The sequence below is a fragment of the Lunatimonas lonarensis genome (assembly GCF_000390185.1).
Classification (GTDB): Bacteria; Bacteroidota; Bacteroidia; order Cytophagales; family Cyclobacteriaceae; genus Lunatimonas; species Lunatimonas lonarensis.
The window spans coordinates 78,837-97,428 of sequence record NZ_AQHR01000112.1; the positions used below are offsets into that span (position 1 = coordinate 78,837).

At 45.9% G+C, this 18,592-nt stretch carries 14 protein-coding genes; 8 read left to right on the forward strand and 6 right to left on the reverse strand.

All coding sequences use genetic code 11. The features are described 5' to 3' along the window. Positions 1-53: 53 nt before the first annotated feature. The 4 genes from ADIS_RS20560 to tilS all read right to left on the reverse strand — a co-directional run bounded on the left by ADIS_RS20560 (position 54) and on the right by tilS (position 5,743). Complete coding sequence (locus tag ADIS_RS20560; protein ID WP_010856653.1) at positions 54-2,780, reverse strand: hypothetical protein; 2,727 nt, start codon at positions 2,778-2,780, stop codon at positions 54-56. A 91-nt stretch (positions 2,781-2,871) separates the two neighbouring features. After that, positions 2,872-3,810, reverse strand: a complete 939-nt coding sequence (gene mdh / locus ADIS_RS20565) for a malate dehydrogenase (RefSeq protein WP_010856654.1) — start codon at positions 3,808-3,810, stop codon at positions 2,872-2,874. A 90-nt stretch (positions 3,811-3,900) separates the two neighbouring features. Continuing rightward, the gene (locus tag ADIS_RS20570; RefSeq protein ID WP_010856655.1) at positions 3,901-4,416 is read right to left on the reverse strand and encodes a Crp/Fnr family transcriptional regulator; all 516 of its coding nucleotides are present in this window, start codon (positions 4,414-4,416) and stop codon (positions 3,901-3,903) included. Then, the gene (gene tilS, locus ADIS_RS20575) at positions 4,409-5,743 is read right to left on the reverse strand and encodes a tRNA lysidine(34) synthetase TilS (RefSeq protein ID WP_010856656.1); all 1,335 of its coding nucleotides are present in this window, start codon (positions 5,741-5,743) and stop codon (positions 4,409-4,411) included. Before tilS ends, ADIS_RS20570 begins: the two co-directional genes overlap by 8 nt. Before the next feature lie 101 nt (positions 5,744-5,844). Here tilS and ADIS_RS20580 point away from each other — a divergent pair, with 101 nt between their 5' ends. From ADIS_RS20580 to ADIS_RS20615, 8 genes are all read left to right on the forward strand, one after another. After that, entirely contained in the window at positions 5,845-7,425 is a 1,581-nt protein-coding gene (locus ADIS_RS20580) for an OstA-like protein (protein ID WP_238325468.1), read from the forward strand. Between the two features lie 200 nt (positions 7,426-7,625). Then, positions 7,626-8,336, forward strand: coding sequence for a T9SS type A sorting domain-containing protein (locus ADIS_RS20585; protein ID WP_010856658.1), 711 nt, complete (start codon positions 7,626-7,628; stop codon positions 8,334-8,336). 74 nt (positions 8,337-8,410) lie between these two features. Beyond that, positions 8,411-9,343, forward strand: a complete 933-nt coding sequence (locus tag ADIS_RS20590; protein WP_010856659.1) for an outer membrane protein assembly factor BamD — start codon at positions 8,411-8,413, stop codon at positions 9,341-9,343. 21 nt (positions 9,344-9,364) lie between these two features. Then, positions 9,365-9,685, forward strand: coding sequence for a DNA-directed RNA polymerase subunit omega (locus ADIS_RS20595; protein WP_010856660.1), 321 nt, complete (start codon positions 9,365-9,367; stop codon positions 9,683-9,685). 3 nt (positions 9,686-9,688) lie between these two features. Next, positions 9,689-10,900 (forward strand): bifunctional phosphopantothenoylcysteine decarboxylase/phosphopantothenate--cysteine ligase CoaBC, encoded by a 1,212-nt coding sequence (gene coaBC / locus ADIS_RS20600; RefSeq protein WP_010856661.1) that lies wholly within the window; start codon positions 9,689-9,691, stop codon positions 10,898-10,900. A 116-nt stretch (positions 10,901-11,016) separates the two neighbouring features. Next, positions 11,017-11,973: a type IX secretion system protein PorD gene (gene porD / locus ADIS_RS20605; protein WP_238325469.1), complete on the forward strand. Its 957-nt coding sequence runs from the start codon at positions 11,017-11,019 to the stop codon at positions 11,971-11,973. Positions 11,974-12,001: 28 nt separating this feature from the next. Then, positions 12,002-13,654: a DNA repair protein RecN gene (gene recN, locus ADIS_RS20610; protein ID WP_010856663.1), complete on the forward strand. Its 1,653-nt coding sequence runs from the start codon at positions 12,002-12,004 to the stop codon at positions 13,652-13,654. 110 nt (positions 13,655-13,764) lie between these two features. After that, positions 13,765-14,580 (forward strand): enoyl-ACP reductase FabI, encoded by an 816-nt coding sequence (locus ADIS_RS20615; RefSeq protein ID WP_010856664.1) that lies wholly within the window; start codon positions 13,765-13,767, stop codon positions 14,578-14,580. Positions 14,581-14,702: 122 nt separating this feature from the next. On the opposite strand, the gene ADIS_RS20620 is transcribed toward ADIS_RS20615, so the two are convergent. Beyond that, on the reverse strand, positions 14,703-16,652 hold the full coding sequence (locus tag ADIS_RS20620; protein WP_010856665.1) for a large, multifunctional protein: 1,950 nt from the start codon (positions 16,650-16,652) through the stop codon (positions 14,703-14,705). Between the two features lie 24 nt (positions 16,653-16,676). Further along, positions 16,677-18,512, reverse strand: a complete 1,836-nt coding sequence (locus ADIS_RS20625; protein ID WP_010856666.1) for a 3-keto-disaccharide hydrolase — start codon at positions 18,510-18,512, stop codon at positions 16,677-16,679. Between the last annotated feature and the right edge of the window lie 80 nt (positions 18,513-18,592).

Here is an 18,592-nt window from a genome sequence, read left to right on the forward strand (position 1 = left end):
AAACTGCAATCAGCCGGCAAATTTAATTAATATAGCTAGGCCGGCCTAGCTTTTTACAGCGGAAGCTTATACGTCCTTAGTTGGTTGGCGTAAATCAACGCAATTATATACTCGTTCCTAAGGGCTGAATAGGTTACTGAAATGGGGCCGGTGGATTCTATGGGCTTGGCGATGAGCAAGTCCCCTTTAAGGTCAAATAAATAGCAAAATTCCTGCACACGGTCTACAACCGCGAATACGTCCTTTTCGTAGCCAAAGGAAAACCATTGAAAATGAAGGTCATCGGATAATAACGGGTACTCGAACAGCGGAGACTCATTGGCGTTCAATACCGTGATCTTATTAAACTCATGCAAAACAATCAGAAAGCCATCACGCTGTTGATTGTTCACCACGTGAAAGCTTGTCTCACGATCGGGTCTCAATAGTTGACTTCGATAGGTCAACTCCCCGTTAAAATTTACCGAAACCACCTCTCCGGAGGTATTTACTGTCACCAACTGGGAAGCGGATCCGCCCCTGTCAGTCATTCCGTATTGGGTAGACACGCCATCTCCCAGCTTTAGGGGATGTCCTGTCCTAGACTCGCCGCGTCTTGTCAGCAATTCCATGCTACCGTTTTTATGGAGCGAAACCATCACATCGCCTACGCCCAACACGCGATGATGGGCCGGCCGATCTGCGAGTGGACCCGAAGTATGCTTTGGGGCCCATCCCTCAAGTAACCTGCCTTCTTTGTCCAATAGGTATAGATCACCAAGTTCATCGGCCACAAAATATCGATACTCCATATTTGATTCATAGTCCACTAAATTCATGTAGGCAAGACGACGCCCCTGAGGAAGGGCAATGGGGTAACCCGGCAACAGATTGCCCAATCGGTCAAAACCATACAACCCATCCTCGCAGGCAAAGATTAGTTGAAGCTTTTCGTTTTTATAAAAGTCTATCTGAAACACCTCGCTGATAACAGGGAAATCCAGCTCATGGGAAAATACCAAATTACCCTCGAGCCCCACAAGATAAATGGTGTTTCTTTCATCTTGCACAAGGTACTCGGTACTTCTGTCTGTAAAATTCCGAAGTGCGGTGGGACCGAAGGACAGCGGGAAATTAAAGCGAGTCGAAGACGAAAGTGTCAATGCCGAGGCTCCAGATGGTGCGTTTGCCCCAGCCCCAAACTGAAACGAGATCTGGAGATTTTCCAGGGATTTCGATGTCCCAACCTCAAAGGAAAAAAGAGAAAGCGTACCGAAACTAGCTCCATGTTTTTGAAATACGGAAGACCAATTCGGGGTTGTAGACCGTACCAACTGATTGTAAAATTTCGGAAAGTCGACCCATTGGACAAAGGGTATGTTACCGTTAAAACGATTTGCAAAGCTCATTTTGGAAACGGATTTCCCCCATGTGTTATCGTTGTAAAGGTCGTCAAGGTAGTTTTTCAAAACCCGCAACGAATTTGCGAATACCAAATATCCATTTGCTTCCGTGACATAGGTACGGGTAAACCCATCAAACACCCCATTATATATATGCAGAGGAAACGCCTCTACCCCAATCCCGATGATTTCCTTTCCCAAATGGAAATCCATTTCCTGTTGGACATTTTCCTGTTTCAAAAGGACCTGTACAAAGTCCTTAATTAGTTGAAAAGATTGACCGGATTTTTTAACGGGAAGCACCAGGACGCGATCCAACGCTTCTGTATTGGGGGATTCCAAAGCCATGTAAATCGCCTGTTCTGACACCCCGTCAAAAAAATCCCTGTGCTCAAATTCACGATGTACATCTGCATATACCGTACTTTTGACCTTGTGTGACCGTGTAGCAGGCATCGTTCCCTTCAGAATGTGTTGTGTATTCAACACTCTCATGACCGCCGTACGATTGCTGATTTGATTAAATGCCTCGCTGGCCAACGGAGCAGAATTCAACGGGTCGCCAACTATTGCCGAACCGAAACTGACGGTGGATCCTATCAAAGAAAATGTGTTTTCCGAATAGGACGGACGCAAAACTGCTCCGAATTCGATGGACTCCAAATCACCGGCCAATTCATCCCCCAACATTGAAGATACCCCACGAATCAAACGTCCCAAGCCGTTGGATGCGATTCGCAACTGTCCCACGTCTCCATCAGAGAGTTTCCCCTGAAACAATCTTGGGTAGGTACCTTTGAAATCCTGGTGATCCCCTGATTTAGCCGTCCGGATGGCGTCCTCCGTCAAGAAAGATGTAAAACTCGCCACCAGCACATTTTTATAAAACCCATAGGTCAGGGTTCTCTGCGACAACTCCGGCTGATATTCCCAAAGCGTCACTCCACTATAATTACGGGATTTTGGTTGGTTTTCGGGAGCAATATGGCTTTCAAGTAATCTTACCAGTTCAGGAACCCCTTTATCTTCAAATCCAACTGCAAATAGGAAATCGAACTCCTCTTTGCCCGTTGGGTGCAGAGACACCAAAAACTGCTTGCCTCTCCACGTACGCTCCAGCACTCCCGCCTTCCCAGCAAGGCTATCCATGCGCAGCAATTGACTCTCCAGACTTTTCAATACCGGTATATCGGAAAGCCCTTTCCAAAAGGGTTGGGAAACGAACTGATTCCACTCCCTAACAACTTCGCGCGTCTCAAAAACAAACACACTGTTTCCGGGAATTAACCGATAGGGATCGATCTTCGAGTAGAAAAAACCGTTCTTCCAGAACAAAAAGCCGGCGGTACCCAGCAATAGGGCAAGTGAAAGAAACAGGAATCGTTTGAGGTTGCGCAATGTTGGACTCAGTTATTTTGGTTAGTCTATCAACAAAAAAATCCCCGCGATTATGCTGGGATTTTTTGTTGTTTACGAATTGCCAAACGGATTAGTTGGATCCGATTTTATCCAATACATCCATTACTTCTTTTACGTGCGAGCGGGAAACTTCCAGCAACTGCTTTTCTGCGTCGTTCAGATCCAGTTCGATTACCTTTTCAACACCGTTTCTGCCAAGGATCACAGGAACGCCAAGGTAGCAGTCATCGATGCCGTATTCCCCGTCCAACTTGATACATACCGGGAATACTCTTCGCTGATTTTTGATGATGGCTTCCACCATTTGGGCGGCAGCAGATCCTGGCGCATACCATGCAGAGGTACCCATTAATTTCACAAGCTCTCCTCCGCCAAACTTAGTTCTTTCAATGATGGCATCCAGCTTTTCACTGTCGATCAATTCGGTAACCGGGATACCCCCCACAGTAGTGTACCTTGGCAATGGTACCATGGTGTCTCCATGTCCTCCCATTAGGATGGCTTGAATCTCCTTGGGAGAAACGTTAAGTGCCTCTGCCAAAAAAGCCCTATATCGGGCAGTGTCCAAGATACCAGCCATTCCTATCACCTTTGTCCTAGGCAATTTAGAGGTAATATGGGCCTGGTAGGTCATGACGTCCAATGGGTTGGACACGACAATGATGATCGCATTTGGAGAGTGCTTCACGACATTTTCGGTGACCGACTTTACGATACCGGCGTTGGTCTCGATCAGGTCGTCTCTTGTCATACCGGGCTTTCGTGGCAATCCTGAGGTGATGACCACCACGTCAGACCCCGCAGTCTTTGCATAATCATTGGTACTGCCTACCGTCCTGCTGTCATATACATCGATGGGAGCTTTTTGCCATATATCAAGGGCCTTCCCTTCTGCTATCCCATCTTTGATGTCAATCAGAACGACTTCTTCGGCGATTTCCTTGTAGGCCAATACATCGGCACACGTGGCGCCTACGTTTCCTGCTCCAACTACGGTTACTTTAGTCATGATCTATCGGTTTAGTTTGATTTTTTTGAGGTTTTCAAAATTTCCGCTAAGTTATCAAAGAAAAGCGTTTTTATGAAGCAAAGGTTTGAATTATTCGAACATCTGACCTAGGCTGAAAAAACCGTACGAATTCTGATAGGAGTTGAAAAGACGGATATTATTGTTGTTGTAAAACTCAGCCAGCGAGGTGATCATCTTGGCCTGGATCTTGGGATCGCTTTCAAATATCTCGAGTATTGCATAGTTTGGAATCACCCAAAGGGAGGCCTCCTCGGAGTCTACTATCGCTGTATAAATCCGTTTTGAACCTTCCAAAAGCGCATTTTCACCAAATGCCTCTCCGGAATTTATCCGGAGAATGGTTTCAAAGCTGTCTTTGATGTCAATGCTTAAGTGTACCCTCCCCTTCTCAAGGATATACAGTGCCTGACTTGGGTCATTCCGAAAGAAAACCACCTCCCCTTTGAGGTATTTTCTTCTGTGGATAGCCGGCAGCAAACGTACGAGCTCTGAATACCTCAGACGCTCAAAAAACTTGACTTTGGAAAGAAACTCAAACTGCCGGCGCTCTGATTCAGAGTAGCTTTTTTTGAAAGGGTTATACATGTTTTGCTTTCTCTTTTATATACAGAATATCACGGGTATAGGCGCCTACTTTAAACCGGTCATCCACTCTGAAACCGATTACCCAGACAATGTCCTCCCCTGAGCAAAGTACCCGCACCCGTTGTTTCATTATCAATGGTACTTTCAAATCTATCAAAAAATCGCTGACTTTCTTATACTGCTTCATACCCAAGGGACGAAACCGATCACCTTCGCGCCATGGACGAACAGAAAGGGGAAAATGGAGAGATTCCTTGTCAAGCATGGCATTGTTGGATTTTCGGTCTAGATCCACGTTTTCGGCAGGCAGGGTCAACAGGTCGTAGGCCTTGTCGCCAAGCTCAAATTCAATATCATGCCGATCAATTGAAAAAACATTGAAATCGGAAATCTCGACTCCAAGTATTAACTGCGATCGATCTAGGTTGATTTCATACCCTCCGGCTCTAAACTGAACGCCTACCCGACCTTCATCGATAGCCTCCACTAGTTCCCGCACTTGCGAATAATTAAACCCATGGGTTCTCAACCAATAGTAAAGGATGGAGCTACGCCCAGGTAATTGGGAAACACTGGACAGATCAAGGAAAGTAAAGTCACCTTCTTGGATTAGCGACTTGGTTTTCCACTCCTCAAAAAGGTAAAAAAAAGCCTGACCGGAATCCTTTATCCGCCCAAAGCTCCCCATCAACGCCTCATGTGAACCCGAGAAATGGCTTTCAAGTAAGGGCAAAACCTCATTTCGAAGAAAATTCCGTTTGTAGTCACTAGTTTGGTTCGAACAATCTTCCCGCCATTTAATGTCATTTGCCAATACAAAAGACAGCAGATCACTGCGGGTAAAGGGCAGCAATGGGCGAATGAGCCACTCCCTCCGATCACTCATCCCATACACACCCTCGAGACCCGTGCCCCGCAACAGATTCAACAAAACCGTCTCCAACTGATCGTCGGCATGATGGGCTACCAAAATTCCCTCGGGTCGCAACTCAACTACTAGCTCTTGAAACCAAGCATATCTAAGATCCCTTGCGGCCATTTGGGTGGACACTCCATGAGCCTGCTTGTAGGACTCTACATCGAAATGCCTGACAACAATCTCAGTCCCGAAGTGCCCTGCAAGCTCGCGCACAAAGTGCTCATCCCCATCGCTGGCACTGCCTCGCAACCCGAAGTTACAGTGTACAAGTCCAAAGCTGATACCGCTACCTTTAAGCAGGTACGCGAGGGCAACACTATCTAACCCGGCGCTGATCGCCAACAAATAATGCTTTTTGACATCTAAAATACCTTTTTGGAAAACATGCCGTTTAAATAATTCCAACATAGGCCAAAAATACCATTTTCTACTAATTTTGCAGCTACGTTGAAAATTTTAGGATGGGCAAACTCCTTTTGTTTCTAGTGCCATTGATACTCCTCGGGAGCATGGGAGCGAACCTTGTCAACGCCCAAACGAGCGGAAGCAAGGAAAATAGACTGGAAATACTCCATGCCGATAGGCTACTTGGAGGTGGGGGATTTGAGCGATTAAAAGACAGTGTTGTCTTAAAACACCAAAACTCCCTGATCTATTGTGACTCCGCTCACTTTTACGGTCCGGAAAACCTTGCCAAGCTGTTTGGTCGGGTAAAAATCGAAGATCAAGAGGATCCCATTGTTGTCACTAGCCGGTATGCGGAATACGATGGCAATACGCAACTGGCAAAACTAAGGAATACGGTCGTTTTCAAAAATGCAGAAACAACTCTTTACACGGATTTTTTGGACTACGACCGGAGCAATGGCGAAGCAAATTACTTCAACGAAGGCAAAGTAGTCGACAGTACCAACGTACTCACAAGCGAAAAGGGGCTCTACCAAACCCAACTTGACAAAATCACCTTCAATGAAAATGTGATTTTGGAAAACCCCGATTATGTCATGCGCTCTAACGTGCTGTTTTACTATACGGAAACCAAAATTGCCGAAACCGAAGGCATCACCAATGTGGAATCCACGGAAGGAAACAAGCTAAATGCCAAAAGGGGCAGTTTTTACGATACCGAAAACAAGGTATTCAAGTTTTACGACGGGGACGTGGAGACGGAAACCAGCACTGTCTTCGGTGAAATACTTCTCTATGACGAACTGCAACAATACTACGAGGCATTTGAAAATGTCAGTATTTACAACAAAGAAAGAAACGTAGAAGTATTTGGCGATTATGGCAAGTATTGGGAAGATATACAATACTCCAAAGTATATGGAAATGCTTTGGTAAGGAAGTATTTCGAGATGGATACCCTATTCATGGTTGCCGATACACTCATATCGCAGGACAGTGAAATGCCGGAAGAACGCTTTCTGTTGGCCTTTCCAAATATGCGTATGATCAAATCGGAGCTGGCCGGTAGATCCGACTCCATGGCTTACAAGTATGCCGACTCGACTATCTACCTTTTTGGCGATCCGATTCTTTGGAACAACAAAAGCCAGATAACCGCCGATAGTGTCCATATTTTACTTGCCAATCAGGACATTGACAAAGCACTGCTTAGGGGAAATGCCTTCGCCGTCACGAAGGATACTGTCAGCAACTATAATCAGATCAAAGGCCGGAAAATGACAGGCTATTTTGAAGAAGGGGACATCAGATTGCTCGACGTGGAAGGAAATGGCGAATCGCTGTATTTCGCGTTGGAAAACGATTCAACCCTCCGTGGCATAAACAAACTCCTTTGTGGTAGGATCATCATGCATTTTAGTGAAAAACAAGTATCAAAGATTTCCCATACCCTGAAACCCGAAGCCTCCTTTACCCCGCCTCACATGATCAAGGATGACCAAAAGGCTTTAAAGGGATTTTCGTGGCGTGAGGACGAACGCCCTACGATGAAAACTATAAATGACTGGCGAACACCCAAAATACGGGAGGAAGACCCGTTTAATTTTTTCAACCAACCCGATGTGCAGTTGATCTATCCTGACAATGATGAAATACAAAAATTATTGGACAACCCTAGCTAATAATGATGTAATCGGCATTATTTTACTTATTCACCCTTTTTTTTGGATCGGTGAACGAAACTGAAACAAAAAAATTTTAAATAACTTAACAATTTTTAACCGCTTACTATTCCAAATCTGGAACCCATTCGGTATTTTTATACGTATATTCAAATGTCATTGGCAATCTAAAATTTGACGGGCCTATAATTGAACTCTACATGAAATCCTCTTTGCTGTTTGTGTTAACACTAATGCTGTTTTCCCAGCTGTTGGCTGAGGCGAGACAGGTTCGTGTGCTCAGCGAAAAGATTGAGTTCATAGGCAAGGTAAACACAAAACAACGAAAATCACTGATCCTTCAAAACGATTCTGACCAGACAAAGGAATATTTCCTCAAGTTTACACAGGGAAACATAGGTTCTTCCCAATCGATGAAAGTTTGCTTGGACAACAGCTGTTTCAACCCGGTCAAAGAACCCCATAGAATCCGTATCAAGTTAAAACCAGGGGAAATTTTCACTGATCTATATCTAGAATTCGACTTGGGTATCATAGAGACCCGTGGAACCTTCGACTTCCATTTCTTCAACGCTGAAAACACAAGAGATACCTTTGTGATTGAAAGTGTGTATACCGTAGAGGCTGCCGGTGACGATTATTTCAGCCACAAGGACTTTGAACTTGGCGGAGTTTCTCCCAACCCAACTAACCGGGTAGCCCAGTTGGATTATAAAATCAAAAACCCTGCTGTCAACGCCCGCGTGGTAGTTACCAGTTTCATTGGAAATCCAATTTATGATTTCCGCCTGGATCCTATGCAAAACTCCCTTGAAATCAATGTTACTGGCCTAAATCCTGGCGTGTACCTCTACACGATTTTTGTGGATAACAAAAATATTGTCACCAAAAAGCTCGTTGTAAACAAATAATCCCCTCCCGACTATCCATAAAATCCATTTCGCTTGAAAACGAGCGGATAAAAGATTACATTTGCAGATTCATTATGAAAAACAGCATACACATCTTCGTAGGTACCTTTTCCCTTCTTCTGGCCCTGAGCTCTTGTGGAGAGTTCTACAAGCTGGAAAAGAGCACCAACTGGGATGAGCTCTACGATGCAGCTAACAGGTATTACGATAAAAAAGAATTCAATAAAGCTATCATTTTGTACGATCGGGTCCTCCCAGTGATCCGAGGAAGTGGCAAAGCTGAAATGGCAGAGTTTAATTATGCGTATGCCCACTTCAGGACGAAGCGGTACATTGAGGCCGCCGGATATTTCAAGACCTTTTTTGACACCTACAACCGGAGTCCATTAGCGGAAGAAGCGTTGTTTATGAATGCCTATTCCCTTTATTTGGATTCTCCTGATTATAACCTTGATCAGCGCAGCAGCCGTGATGCGGTGAACGCCATACAGCTTTTCATGAATAGATTTCCCGAATCCGACTCCTACGAGCGGGCGTTGGGCATGATCGATGACTTGCAAAAAAGATTTGAGGAAAAGGCATTTCAGGAATCAAAAATGTACTACCGCCTGACCGATGGTTTGTTCCCTGGTGAATTTTATCGTGCCTGCATTATCAATTTCCAAAATTTCGCCAAGTCTTACCCGGACAGCAAGTACAACGAAGAACTGGGGTTCAAGTTAGTTGAAGTCTCCTTAGCCTATGCAGAGCGAAGTGTTTTCGCCAAAAAAGAAGACCGCTTGAAAGAAACGATCACCTTTGGGGAGAATTTCCTCAAGAGGTTTCCGGAAAGCGGGTACGGAAAAAAAGTATCGAACCTGCTAAGTAAAACCCAAACCGAGTTAGAGTCCTACTATAAACTCAAAGAAGACTACGAAAAACGTACCGCAGAAGCCAGAAGGCTGATAGAGGAAGAAGAAGCCCGTAACAGGGATGCTGCGGACGCATTAAAAAGTGCTGAAAATTAATTTAAGGTATAACAAACAACGATGGCTGCTAATCAATCCATTATTACCAGAGACTTGGACAAAATCGCGGAAAAATCCGGAAACCTTTACAAGTCAATCCACATCATTTCGCAACGAGCTAAGCAGATATCTTCCAATATGAAGGAGGAGTTGAACAACAAACTTTCTGAGTTTGCTTCGACGGTCGATAACCTGGAGGAGGTTTTTGAAAACAAAGAGCAAATCGAGATCTCCAAGTTCTATGAACGCATGCCAAAACCTACTTCCCTGGCAATGGAAGAATTTATGGAAGGCAAGGTTTTTTTCAGAGATCCAGAAGAAGAGAAAGCGACGGAGGAATAGAGGATGTCTGTCCGCTGTAAAAAAATCCTGATTGGAGTCACAGGTGGAATTGCTGCATATAAGGTAGCTACCCTCATACGACTTTTAATCAAAAATGGAGCAGAAGTAAAGGTCATAATGACTACTTCTGCTCTTGATTTTATTACCCCCCTTACCTTGGCGACGCTGGCAAAGGGGCCGGTTTTTACCGATTTTTTTGATAAAAAGTCCGGTGATTGGCATAATCACGTAGAGCTTGGCCTGTGGGCAGATGTTTTTTTAGTCGCCCCACTATCCGCCAACACACTGTCCAAAATGGCCATGGGTCAAAGTGACAACTTACTCACAGCCACTTATCTTTCAGCCAGATGCCCTGTGGTAGTCGCTCCTGCCATGGACTTGGATATGTATCGCCATCCAGCTGTAACCCAAAACTTGGTTACCTTAAAAAGTCATGGGGTAACGGTACTGGATGCTAGTTCCGGAGAACTGGCAAGTGGATTATCAGGACAGGGCCGCATGCAGGAGCCCGAAGAAATCATGAATGCGTTGTCCATTCTTTTTTCCAATTCTCACACGCTAACGGGAAAGCGCTTACTCGTTACCGCGGGGCCAACCCAAGAGGCCATTGACCCAGTAAGGTACATTAGTAACCACTCAAGTGGCAAGATGGGGATCTCTATCGCACACGAAGCAGCCAAACGTGGGGCTGTGGTAGATTTGATCTTAGGCCCGACCCAGCTCACTATCGCACACCCCAATATACACATAACCAATGTGCGGTCTGCTGTTGAAATGTTCGAAGCCTGCCTAAAGATCCATCCGTTTGTAGATATAGCGATATTCAGTGCAGCAGTAGCAGACTACAGTCCTATTCATATAGCCGATCAGAAGCTTAAAAAGATTGGTGATTCATTGGTAATTGAGCTTAAGAAAAACGTAGATATCGCCGAATCGCTTGGTGCTCAAAAGAGAGACCACCAAGTTCATGTTGGGTTTGCGCTGGAAACAGAAAACGAGACGGAAAATGCAACCGAAAAGCTCAAGCGAAAAAACTTTGACCTTGTTGTAATGAACTCCCTTCGGGATGAGGGTGCCGGTTTCCAAAAAGACACCAACAAGGTCACCTATATTACCGCTACTACCCCACCTCAGACCTCAGAAGTTCTCCCTAAGGCCCAGATAGCCGGACAGATTCTTGACATGGCCGTGCAGCTCCTTCGCAAACCAGCCTAGCATTAAACCGGTATTATTGTTATCTTTACTCACAAAACAGATCCGGAAAGATGCCTCTACTTATAGTTAGGGTAGACGCCATCTATAGTTTTGTAGCTAATTAGTGGTTTGGGCAAATGAAATTCTTTTATCACATGCTTATTCATTTCAGTGCCTCCCGATTTATAATCGTAGCGGGCGCGCTATTGGTATCAACCACCTTGTTTTCTTCCGGCGACCTAGCAGGCCAACAGCTCAATTTTACCGTGACCATCAACAGTGAGCGTGCCCGAACACAAGACCGAGAAATCTTTGACAACATGAAAACTGCCTTTGAGCAATTTTTAAATGGAAGAAGTTGGACAGACGATGAGTTTCGCCCAGAGGAGCGGATCAAAGGTAACTTGTTGATTACCATTAACGACATGCCCCAAGTGGGAGTATTCGTGGCCACGGTGCAGATCCAAACAGTTCGTCCGGTATATGGGTCAAACTATGAAAGCCTCATGTTTAACTTTGCCGACCGGAACTGGATTTTTGAATATCAAGAGTCCCAACCCATGGAATTTAACCGATATTCTTACCTGAATAACGTTACCTCCCTGTTGGCTTTCTACGCCTATATTGCCCTGGGGCTAGACTATGATTCTTTTGCCCCTCGGGGAGGAAACCCCTATTTCGAAATCGCCAGCAATATCGTGGCCAATGCACAACAGTCCCCACGTCCAGGTTGGAACCAAAGCCAATCCGACCGGCGAAACCGCTACTGGCTGTCCAACGATCTTTTTACCTCTCAGGTGATGGTTCCCGTTCGGGATGCCTACTACCTATATCACCGCAGGGGCATGGATATGCTTGTATCCAATCCAAAAGAAGCATTTAAAAACATTCTGGAAGCCATAAAGAAAGTGGCAGAGGCTAACCAAGTGCAGCCAAACAGTATTCTTACCATTAGTTTTATGGATGCCAAATCCGATGAGATCAGTAAAGTACTGAAGAGTGCACCGTTGGAAATTCGCCAAGAGGCCGTAGAGGTACTGTTGAGGGTGGATCCGAACAATGCCAGAAGGTATAATGATATACTGAAAGGGTAACTTTTTCCAAATAAACCGAAAATGCGCTATGCTTACGCACCTTGCCATTTCAAATTACGCATTGATACGCCAACTGGAAATGACGCCAGCCAGAGGCCTCAATATGATCACCGGTGAAACAGGAGCGGGAAAATCCATCATGCTGGGAGCCATCGGCCTATTGGTGGGCAACCGCGCGGATACCAAAGTACTGTACGACGAGGGAATGAAATGTGTCATTGAGGGTACTTTTCTTGTTGGCTCCTACGGCTTGAAAGAGTTCTTTGATGCCGAAGAGCTGGACTACGATGAAACCTGCATCATCCGCCGAGAGATATCGCCCAACGGAAAGAGCCGCGCTTTTGTCAACGATACACCAGTCCGGGTAGAAACCCTCAAGCAGCTGGGAAAAACATTGCTTGATATCCATTCCCAACATGAAACCTTATTGCTCGGGGCTGCTCCCTACCAACTTGGACTCATCGACAGTTATGCACAAACAGCCGATGAGCGCTCATCGTATTTAAAAGTTTACAAAGCTTACGTTTCCCGCAAAAACGCCTACGAAAAAAGGGTGAAAGAAGCAGCCGATTTACGGAAAGAAGCAGATTACAACAGGTTTCAGTTAGATGAACTGGATGCCTTGAATCTCCGGGAGGGGGAAGTTGTCGAGCTAGAGGAGCAGCAATCCCTGCTGGAACATGCTGAAGAAATCAAGGCAAAAATCAACGAGGCTATCCTCCATTTGGATCATGAAGAGCTGGGAGCCCTAAAGGGCCTTAGCGTGGTATCACAAGCCTTGAATGACCTATCAGGGTTTGGAAAGCAGTTTGCGGAGTTAAAGGAGCGGTTTCAATCGGCCTACGTCGAAATCCAGGACATACAGTATTCCCTTGCCAAAGAAGATGATTCGCTGGAAATTGACTTTGACAAGCTCGAAGAAACCCGTGAGAGACTTACGGCCATATACCAATTGCAAAAAAAGCACGGGTTGGGTAGCGAAAAGGAGCTGATACAGCTTGCTGGCGAACTCGCCGAGAAAGTCTTTCAGGTTGATAATTTAGAGGATGAACTGAGTCGATTGAAGAAGGAGATGGATGCTTCCCGGAAAGAAATGATCCAATTGGCATCCAAACTATCCAAAAAGCGAATCGGTTGTTTGGATGGGTTTGCAGAGAATCTTCGACTACTGCTGCAACAGTTGGGGATGGAAAATGCGCAGGTAGCTATACAACGAACTGAGACTACCCCGGATCCAAGCGGCATAGACCTTATCGAAATATTCTTTTCTGCCAACAAGGGAGTTAAGCCCCAGCCACTGGCACAGGTGGCGTCGGGAGGTGAGTTTGCACGATTCATGTTTGCGGTCAAATACATTATGGCCGAAAAAGTAGCTCTCCCGACGCTTATTTTTGACGAGATTGACACAGGGATTTCAGGCGAAATTGCGCTACAGCTGGTCAAAATGATGCAGCGGATCGCTACCAAGCATCAGGTGATCTGCATCAGCCATCTCCCCCAAGTGGCAGCAAAAGGCGAGAAACACTACCACGTATTCAAAGACAATAGCCAAGAAAAAACCATTTCAAAAATAAAGGTGCTGGAACCAGCCGAACGACTTGTAGAGATTGCCCAAATGATAGCAGGTGCTAATCCTTCTCCCAGTGCCTTCGAAAGTGCCAAGGAGCTACTTAGAGGCTGATCTCTCGGGTAATTTCGCCTAGGAGTCAGAAGAATAAGCGGAATCTAGACAAATTTCCTTATTTTTGTCACTCCTACTACCAACGCTCATCCAAACAGTAACTACATATTATGCCTGAAAATTTATTAAGAGGGAAAAAAGGCATCATTACCGGTGCGCTGGACGAAAATTCCATTGCCTGGCAGACAGCCCTTAAAGCCAAGGAACAAGGAGCAACCTTCGTTCTCACCAACGCCCCTATAGCTATGAGAATGGGCGCCATCAACGAGCTCGCCCAAGCATGCGACACCATAGTCGTACCCGCAGATGCCACTTCTGTGACAGATATCGAAAAACTATACGATGAAGCGAAGGAGTTTTTGGGTGGAAATGTCGATTTCATCCTTCATTCCATTGGTATGTCGCCCAATGTCCGAAAAGGACGCCCCTACGGAGACCTAAATTACGAATGGGTGCAGAAGTCCTATGATGTATCCGCTATCTCATTCCATAAAATGCTTCAGGTAGCCGAAAAGAAAGACTTCATCAACGAATGGGGCTCAGTGGTTGGACTAAGCTACATCGCTGCACAGCGGGCCTACCCATTCTACAGTGACATGTCGGAAGCAAAAGCTATATTGGAAAGCATCGCGCGAAACTATGGACAGCGGTACGGACAATTAAAGAAAGTTCGTGTAAATACCATTTCACAATCACCTACCAAAACCACGGCAGGATCTGGCATCAATGGCTTTGATGATTTCTTCGATTTTGCGGATATGATGTCGCCATTGGGCAATGCCTCGGCCGAAGCCTGCGCCGAGTATATCATCACACTGTTTTCGGATTATACGAGAATGGTAACTATGCAAAACCTCTTTCACGATGGCGGGTACTCCTTCTCGGGAATTACGCCTACCATAGTGGAAAAATTCCTTTCAAAATAAGATATAAGCCGGGCTCAAATTTGTCCCGGCTTTCTTGTTTGGTCGTGTATTGAGGAAAAAACACACTTTCCACATGGCAGAAATCAAAAGAGCAGGCCAAAAAATGCCTGCTCTTTTGATTTTTATTTGTTCAATGAAGTGATCCACTTGGCGATTTTTAACGCTTCCTCACGTGGCACATGAGGCATTGGAGGCATGGGTGTCGCATACTCAGGCCAGTTTTCTGGACGTGGGGTATGGATCAGCTCCACAATCTGCTCCGGTGTGTAATTTCTTTTTGCGACGTCGACATAGGCTGGACCTACCTGCTTGGTATCCTTATTGTGACAGGCTATGCAGGTATTTTTAGCCAATAAGGGCTGTATCACCTCAAAGGTAAGTTCCTCTTCCTGTGAAACCTTGGCCGGGGCGGCAGCCGAAGCTTTTACCGGGGTAGTTGCTTTTGCTGCATCAACAGGCTTTGAAGCTTCTATTTTCACCCGTGAATCAAAGGTTGTCAACTCGCCATTAGCCAAAGCTGCACCTGAAGGTATATTGTTTAAGGTATAATAAGCAGATGGATGAACCAGGGAATAGGAGGTGTTTTCTTCCCTCACCCCATCCAAGTATAGGTGATGTATATAGTACTGCTTTAAACCCTCCACTACGATTCGAACTTTGGTGTTGTCGGGAGAAACCTTTACCCCCTTTACAGTGGCCTGTTGGTTATCTACGGGAGGACTACCGTATACGGGATGGTACTTATATATAAAGCTAGAGACGGAATAGGAAGCCAAGTCCTCCAATGACTTTCGGTCTGCGGGCTTCGTAAACTCGACCTCAAAACCATCCGGCATAGCTTTTACAGTGCGTATTTCAAAGGGAACCTCTCCGGTCCAAACCAATCGTTCCAACCCTTCGTTTGCATCCCCGGCTGACCCCCAACCTCGATTGGTCTCTCCAACAAACAAGGATCCATCTGGTGCCCAAGCCATACGAAGCACCCCAGACCGAAAACCACTGCGGAAATCGATTGCCATTCCCTGAAGCTCTCCGTTTACCTCTTCCATAAAGACCCTCATAATCTTACTTTGTCCCTGGTCACCGACAAGAATCTGCCCGCCAAATGGTCCCATGTTCCCATCGGGAATCTTGATGGGCTCCGAAGTAGAGATACCGTGAATTCCATAAGGAAACCACACTGCGGGAAGCTTTAGGTCAGGAAGTTTTTTCTTTGCTTCAAACATCGTAAGGTATGTTTCGTCTACCACGTTCTCTGGCTTTATCATCCTACCTTGCTCGTTTCGAACCTGACGCGGATCCACCACTTGGTTAAACTCAGTGGTGGTAAGCCTTAGGGGCGAATTAGGAAGATCCGTCCATCGTAAACCTGCGGGATGTCCGGCGAACGTCCCTCTCCTAATATGCCAAATCCCTCCCGAAGCCATGTAATCTCCTTGATTTTCTGTATAAAACAACTCCCCGTCGATGATGCCTAAACCCGCCGGCGAACGCATGCCTGTAGCCCAAGGAAGCAAAGAACCGTCTTCCTTTATCTTCATAATCCATCCCCGATAGGGAACCCGGCTTTCGCCCCGCCACCATTCTTCATTACCAAAGGCCACATTCCCGGAAACAAAAAAATCTCCATCTTTTCCGATGACCGGACCAAAGCTGTACTCATGGTAATGCCCTGAGACAGGCCAGGCATGAATTGTTTCGTAAATGTCGGCAACGCCGTCATGGTTTGAATCAATCAACTTGGTAAGCTCACCCCGCTGCGCACAATAAAGGGCCCCATCCTTGTACACCAATCCAAGTATTTCATGGAGACCACTTGCAAACTTTCGGAAATAGGGTCTGGGACTGGTTGGATTTTCGACTATGTAAACATCTCCTCGTCGGGTAGACACTCCCAAGTTTCCGTTTGGCAACATGGCCAGCCCCCCTACTTCAAGAAGAGTTCCCTCAGGGCTGCTCACCCGAAGTATTTTAAAGTAATCCTCCTCCATGGGGGATTCCTGAGCTAGGACGAAGGTAGACCCGCACCAAATCAGACAAAGTCCCAATATAAACCTTTTTATGTAATTCATTTTTCTACTACTTTATTAAACATACTAAAACAATATGGAATAGGAAACCTCATCTGTTGCCGGAATCAGTAATTCAGACTTACCGGAAATGGTCCTCAGCTGGGTTTTTCCGCTAGCGACTTTTACATAGTAAACTTTATCATCTACTATAAAAAGCCCCTCTCTCCGCTCTTGAATGGAATCGCCGGAGGCAACGCGTATAAACAAATCCGGAGATCCATTTTTTACCGATATCCTTCGACTCACACCTTGCCCATTGGAAAGAATCTCCACTTCATCTTCCACCTGTGCACCATGGACATGATACTGAAAAGCCAAGTGGTTTGGCTTACCCAAAACCCTATATCCCTTAGGTTTAAACCCTGTTCCGGTAGAATCGGAAACCCACTCAGCTGATTCCGAAGCCAATCTGGCCACCGAGAAAGATGGGGATCCCAAATGCACCAAAGCTCCGGTTGGCCTGGATGACCCATCTCCGCGACTGTTCCACATAGGAGTGGCGTCCAGAAAATTCCCTCTCCAAACCTGTACCAAGTTACCGTGGGCCATATCATATGTATAATGTACAGCCTCCTCAGATCCAACAGAAACCGCGTGGGTAACCCTAACCCGTCCTGGAATATCCATAAAGCTTCTCAATACGGGACGCTCTCGGGGATCCACTGGAATAGGATCTGCACCTCCTCGAGCTGCCGTGGCACTCTGGCTATATTGCACTTCACGAAGTCCAGGCCCTGAAAGTGTCAATCCCAAGCCAGGTTCAACCCAGTCCTGAAACTTAGCGTAAATCAACTCCAACGCATGTTCACCCGCGGGCAATTCTACCTGGCCTCTACCTCCGTTCTGTACTAAACCGACTACCTCATCACCATTGATTTTCAGGAGTCCTCCGCCTCCCGGCGTTTGCAGGCCAACTTGATAGGTACCGGGAGTAGTTATACGTACCTTTCCAGTATACCTCAACAAAAACTGCTTGGATTTACTACGAACATTTCCAGTGAGCACGGCTGCAATGCCAGAAATGGTCGGCTGCAATGAACTTAAATCGGCAGGTTCACGAAAGGTTCCCTCATACAGCTCATAGGAAAGATCAAAAAGCGTGGGTACAGGATTGTCAAAGGTGGTTATTTTTAGGTTTCTAAAAGCCACTGCCCCATGATCTCCCTGAATACGTAGCGGGCCTTTGGCAACTTCCTCAGCAAACATGGCACCACGAGTAGGGCCTAATAGCTCCACATTTTCGTGAATGAGTACCCCATTCAGTTCAACGCGTAGCATACGTGCATTGGCCACTTTATTTCCCTCACCATCAAATCGAGGGGCTTGAAAGGATATCTTCAGGTGTTGCCAAAGTCCAGGTGCCTTGCTCGCATTTTGGCGTGGTGCATAGCCCTGATACCCCTTAAGTCCGTCCGGTTTGGAGTCATCCCAGCGCTCATAAATCCCTCCATTGTCTCCCGAACGGGCCACGGCTCGTCCCCAGCTATCCAAAAGCTGAACCTCATACATCCCTTGCAGGTAGATTCCTGAATTTGAACCCTTTGCCATCAGGTACTCCACTTCCAAATCCAGATCGCCAAACGTTTCATTTGTAAACAGATCTTCACCTTTTTGGCGCTTCGTTGGAATATTTGCCAAAACACCCGATCCTTTTGAAGCGGTCAGGATGCCTGCCTCCTCCAAATCAGCATGGACATTGCCCACGATGGCCCAGCTTTTGCCCGGCGACTTGAAAAAATCCAGCCGATCTAAGGGAACAACTTCGGACTGGGCCTGGGCTCCGTATCCTACGAAAGATGCCAATGCAACTAGCTTCAGGCGTAAAAACCATCTGCTTTCAAATAACTTGCTTCTAAGCATGAATAAAGAATTAGTTAGTAATAGTACATTTTGGGTCGCAAGATACAGCATCCTATCAGCGAATTCAAAAAATCCTAAGA

Excerpts from the sequence above, each read along its gene's own strand:
- mdh (WP_010856654.1), bottom strand. The coding sequence starts at position 3,810 with ATGACTAAAGTAACCGTAGTTGGAGCAGGAAACGTAGGCGCCACGTGT.
- ADIS_RS20570 (WP_010856655.1), bottom strand. The coding sequence starts at position 4,416 with ATGTATAACCCTTTCAAAAAAAGCTACTCTGAATCAGAGCGCCGGCAG.
- tilS (WP_010856656.1), bottom strand. The coding sequence starts at position 5,743 with ATGTTGGAATTATTTAAACGGCATGTTTTCCAAAAAGGTATTTTAGAT.
- ADIS_RS20580 (WP_238325468.1), top strand. The coding sequence starts at position 5,845 with ATGGGAGCGAACCTTGTCAACGCCCAAACGAGCGGAAGCAAGGAAAAT.
- ADIS_RS20585 (WP_010856658.1), top strand. The coding sequence starts at position 7,626 with ATGAAATCCTCTTTGCTGTTTGTGTTAACACTAATGCTGTTTTCCCAG.
- ADIS_RS20590 (WP_010856659.1), top strand. The coding sequence starts at position 8,411 with ATGAAAAACAGCATACACATCTTCGTAGGTACCTTTTCCCTTCTTCTG.
- ADIS_RS20595 (WP_010856660.1), top strand. The coding sequence starts at position 9,365 with ATGGCTGCTAATCAATCCATTATTACCAGAGACTTGGACAAAATCGCG.
- coaBC (WP_010856661.1), top strand. The coding sequence starts at position 9,689 with ATGTCTGTCCGCTGTAAAAAAATCCTGATTGGAGTCACAGGTGGAATT.
- porD (WP_238325469.1), top strand. The coding sequence starts at position 11,017 with ATGAAATTCTTTTATCACATGCTTATTCATTTCAGTGCCTCCCGATTT.
- recN (WP_010856663.1), top strand. The coding sequence starts at position 12,002 with ATGCTTACGCACCTTGCCATTTCAAATTACGCATTGATACGCCAACTG.
- ADIS_RS20615 (WP_010856664.1), top strand. The coding sequence starts at position 13,765 with ATGCCTGAAAATTTATTAAGAGGGAAAAAAGGCATCATTACCGGTGCG.
- ADIS_RS20620 (WP_010856665.1), bottom strand. The coding sequence starts at position 16,652 with ATGAATTACATAAAAAGGTTTATATTGGGACTTTGTCTGATTTGGTGC.
- ADIS_RS20625 (WP_010856666.1), bottom strand. The coding sequence starts at position 18,512 with ATGCTTAGAAGCAAGTTATTTGAAAGCAGATGGTTTTTACGCCTGAAG.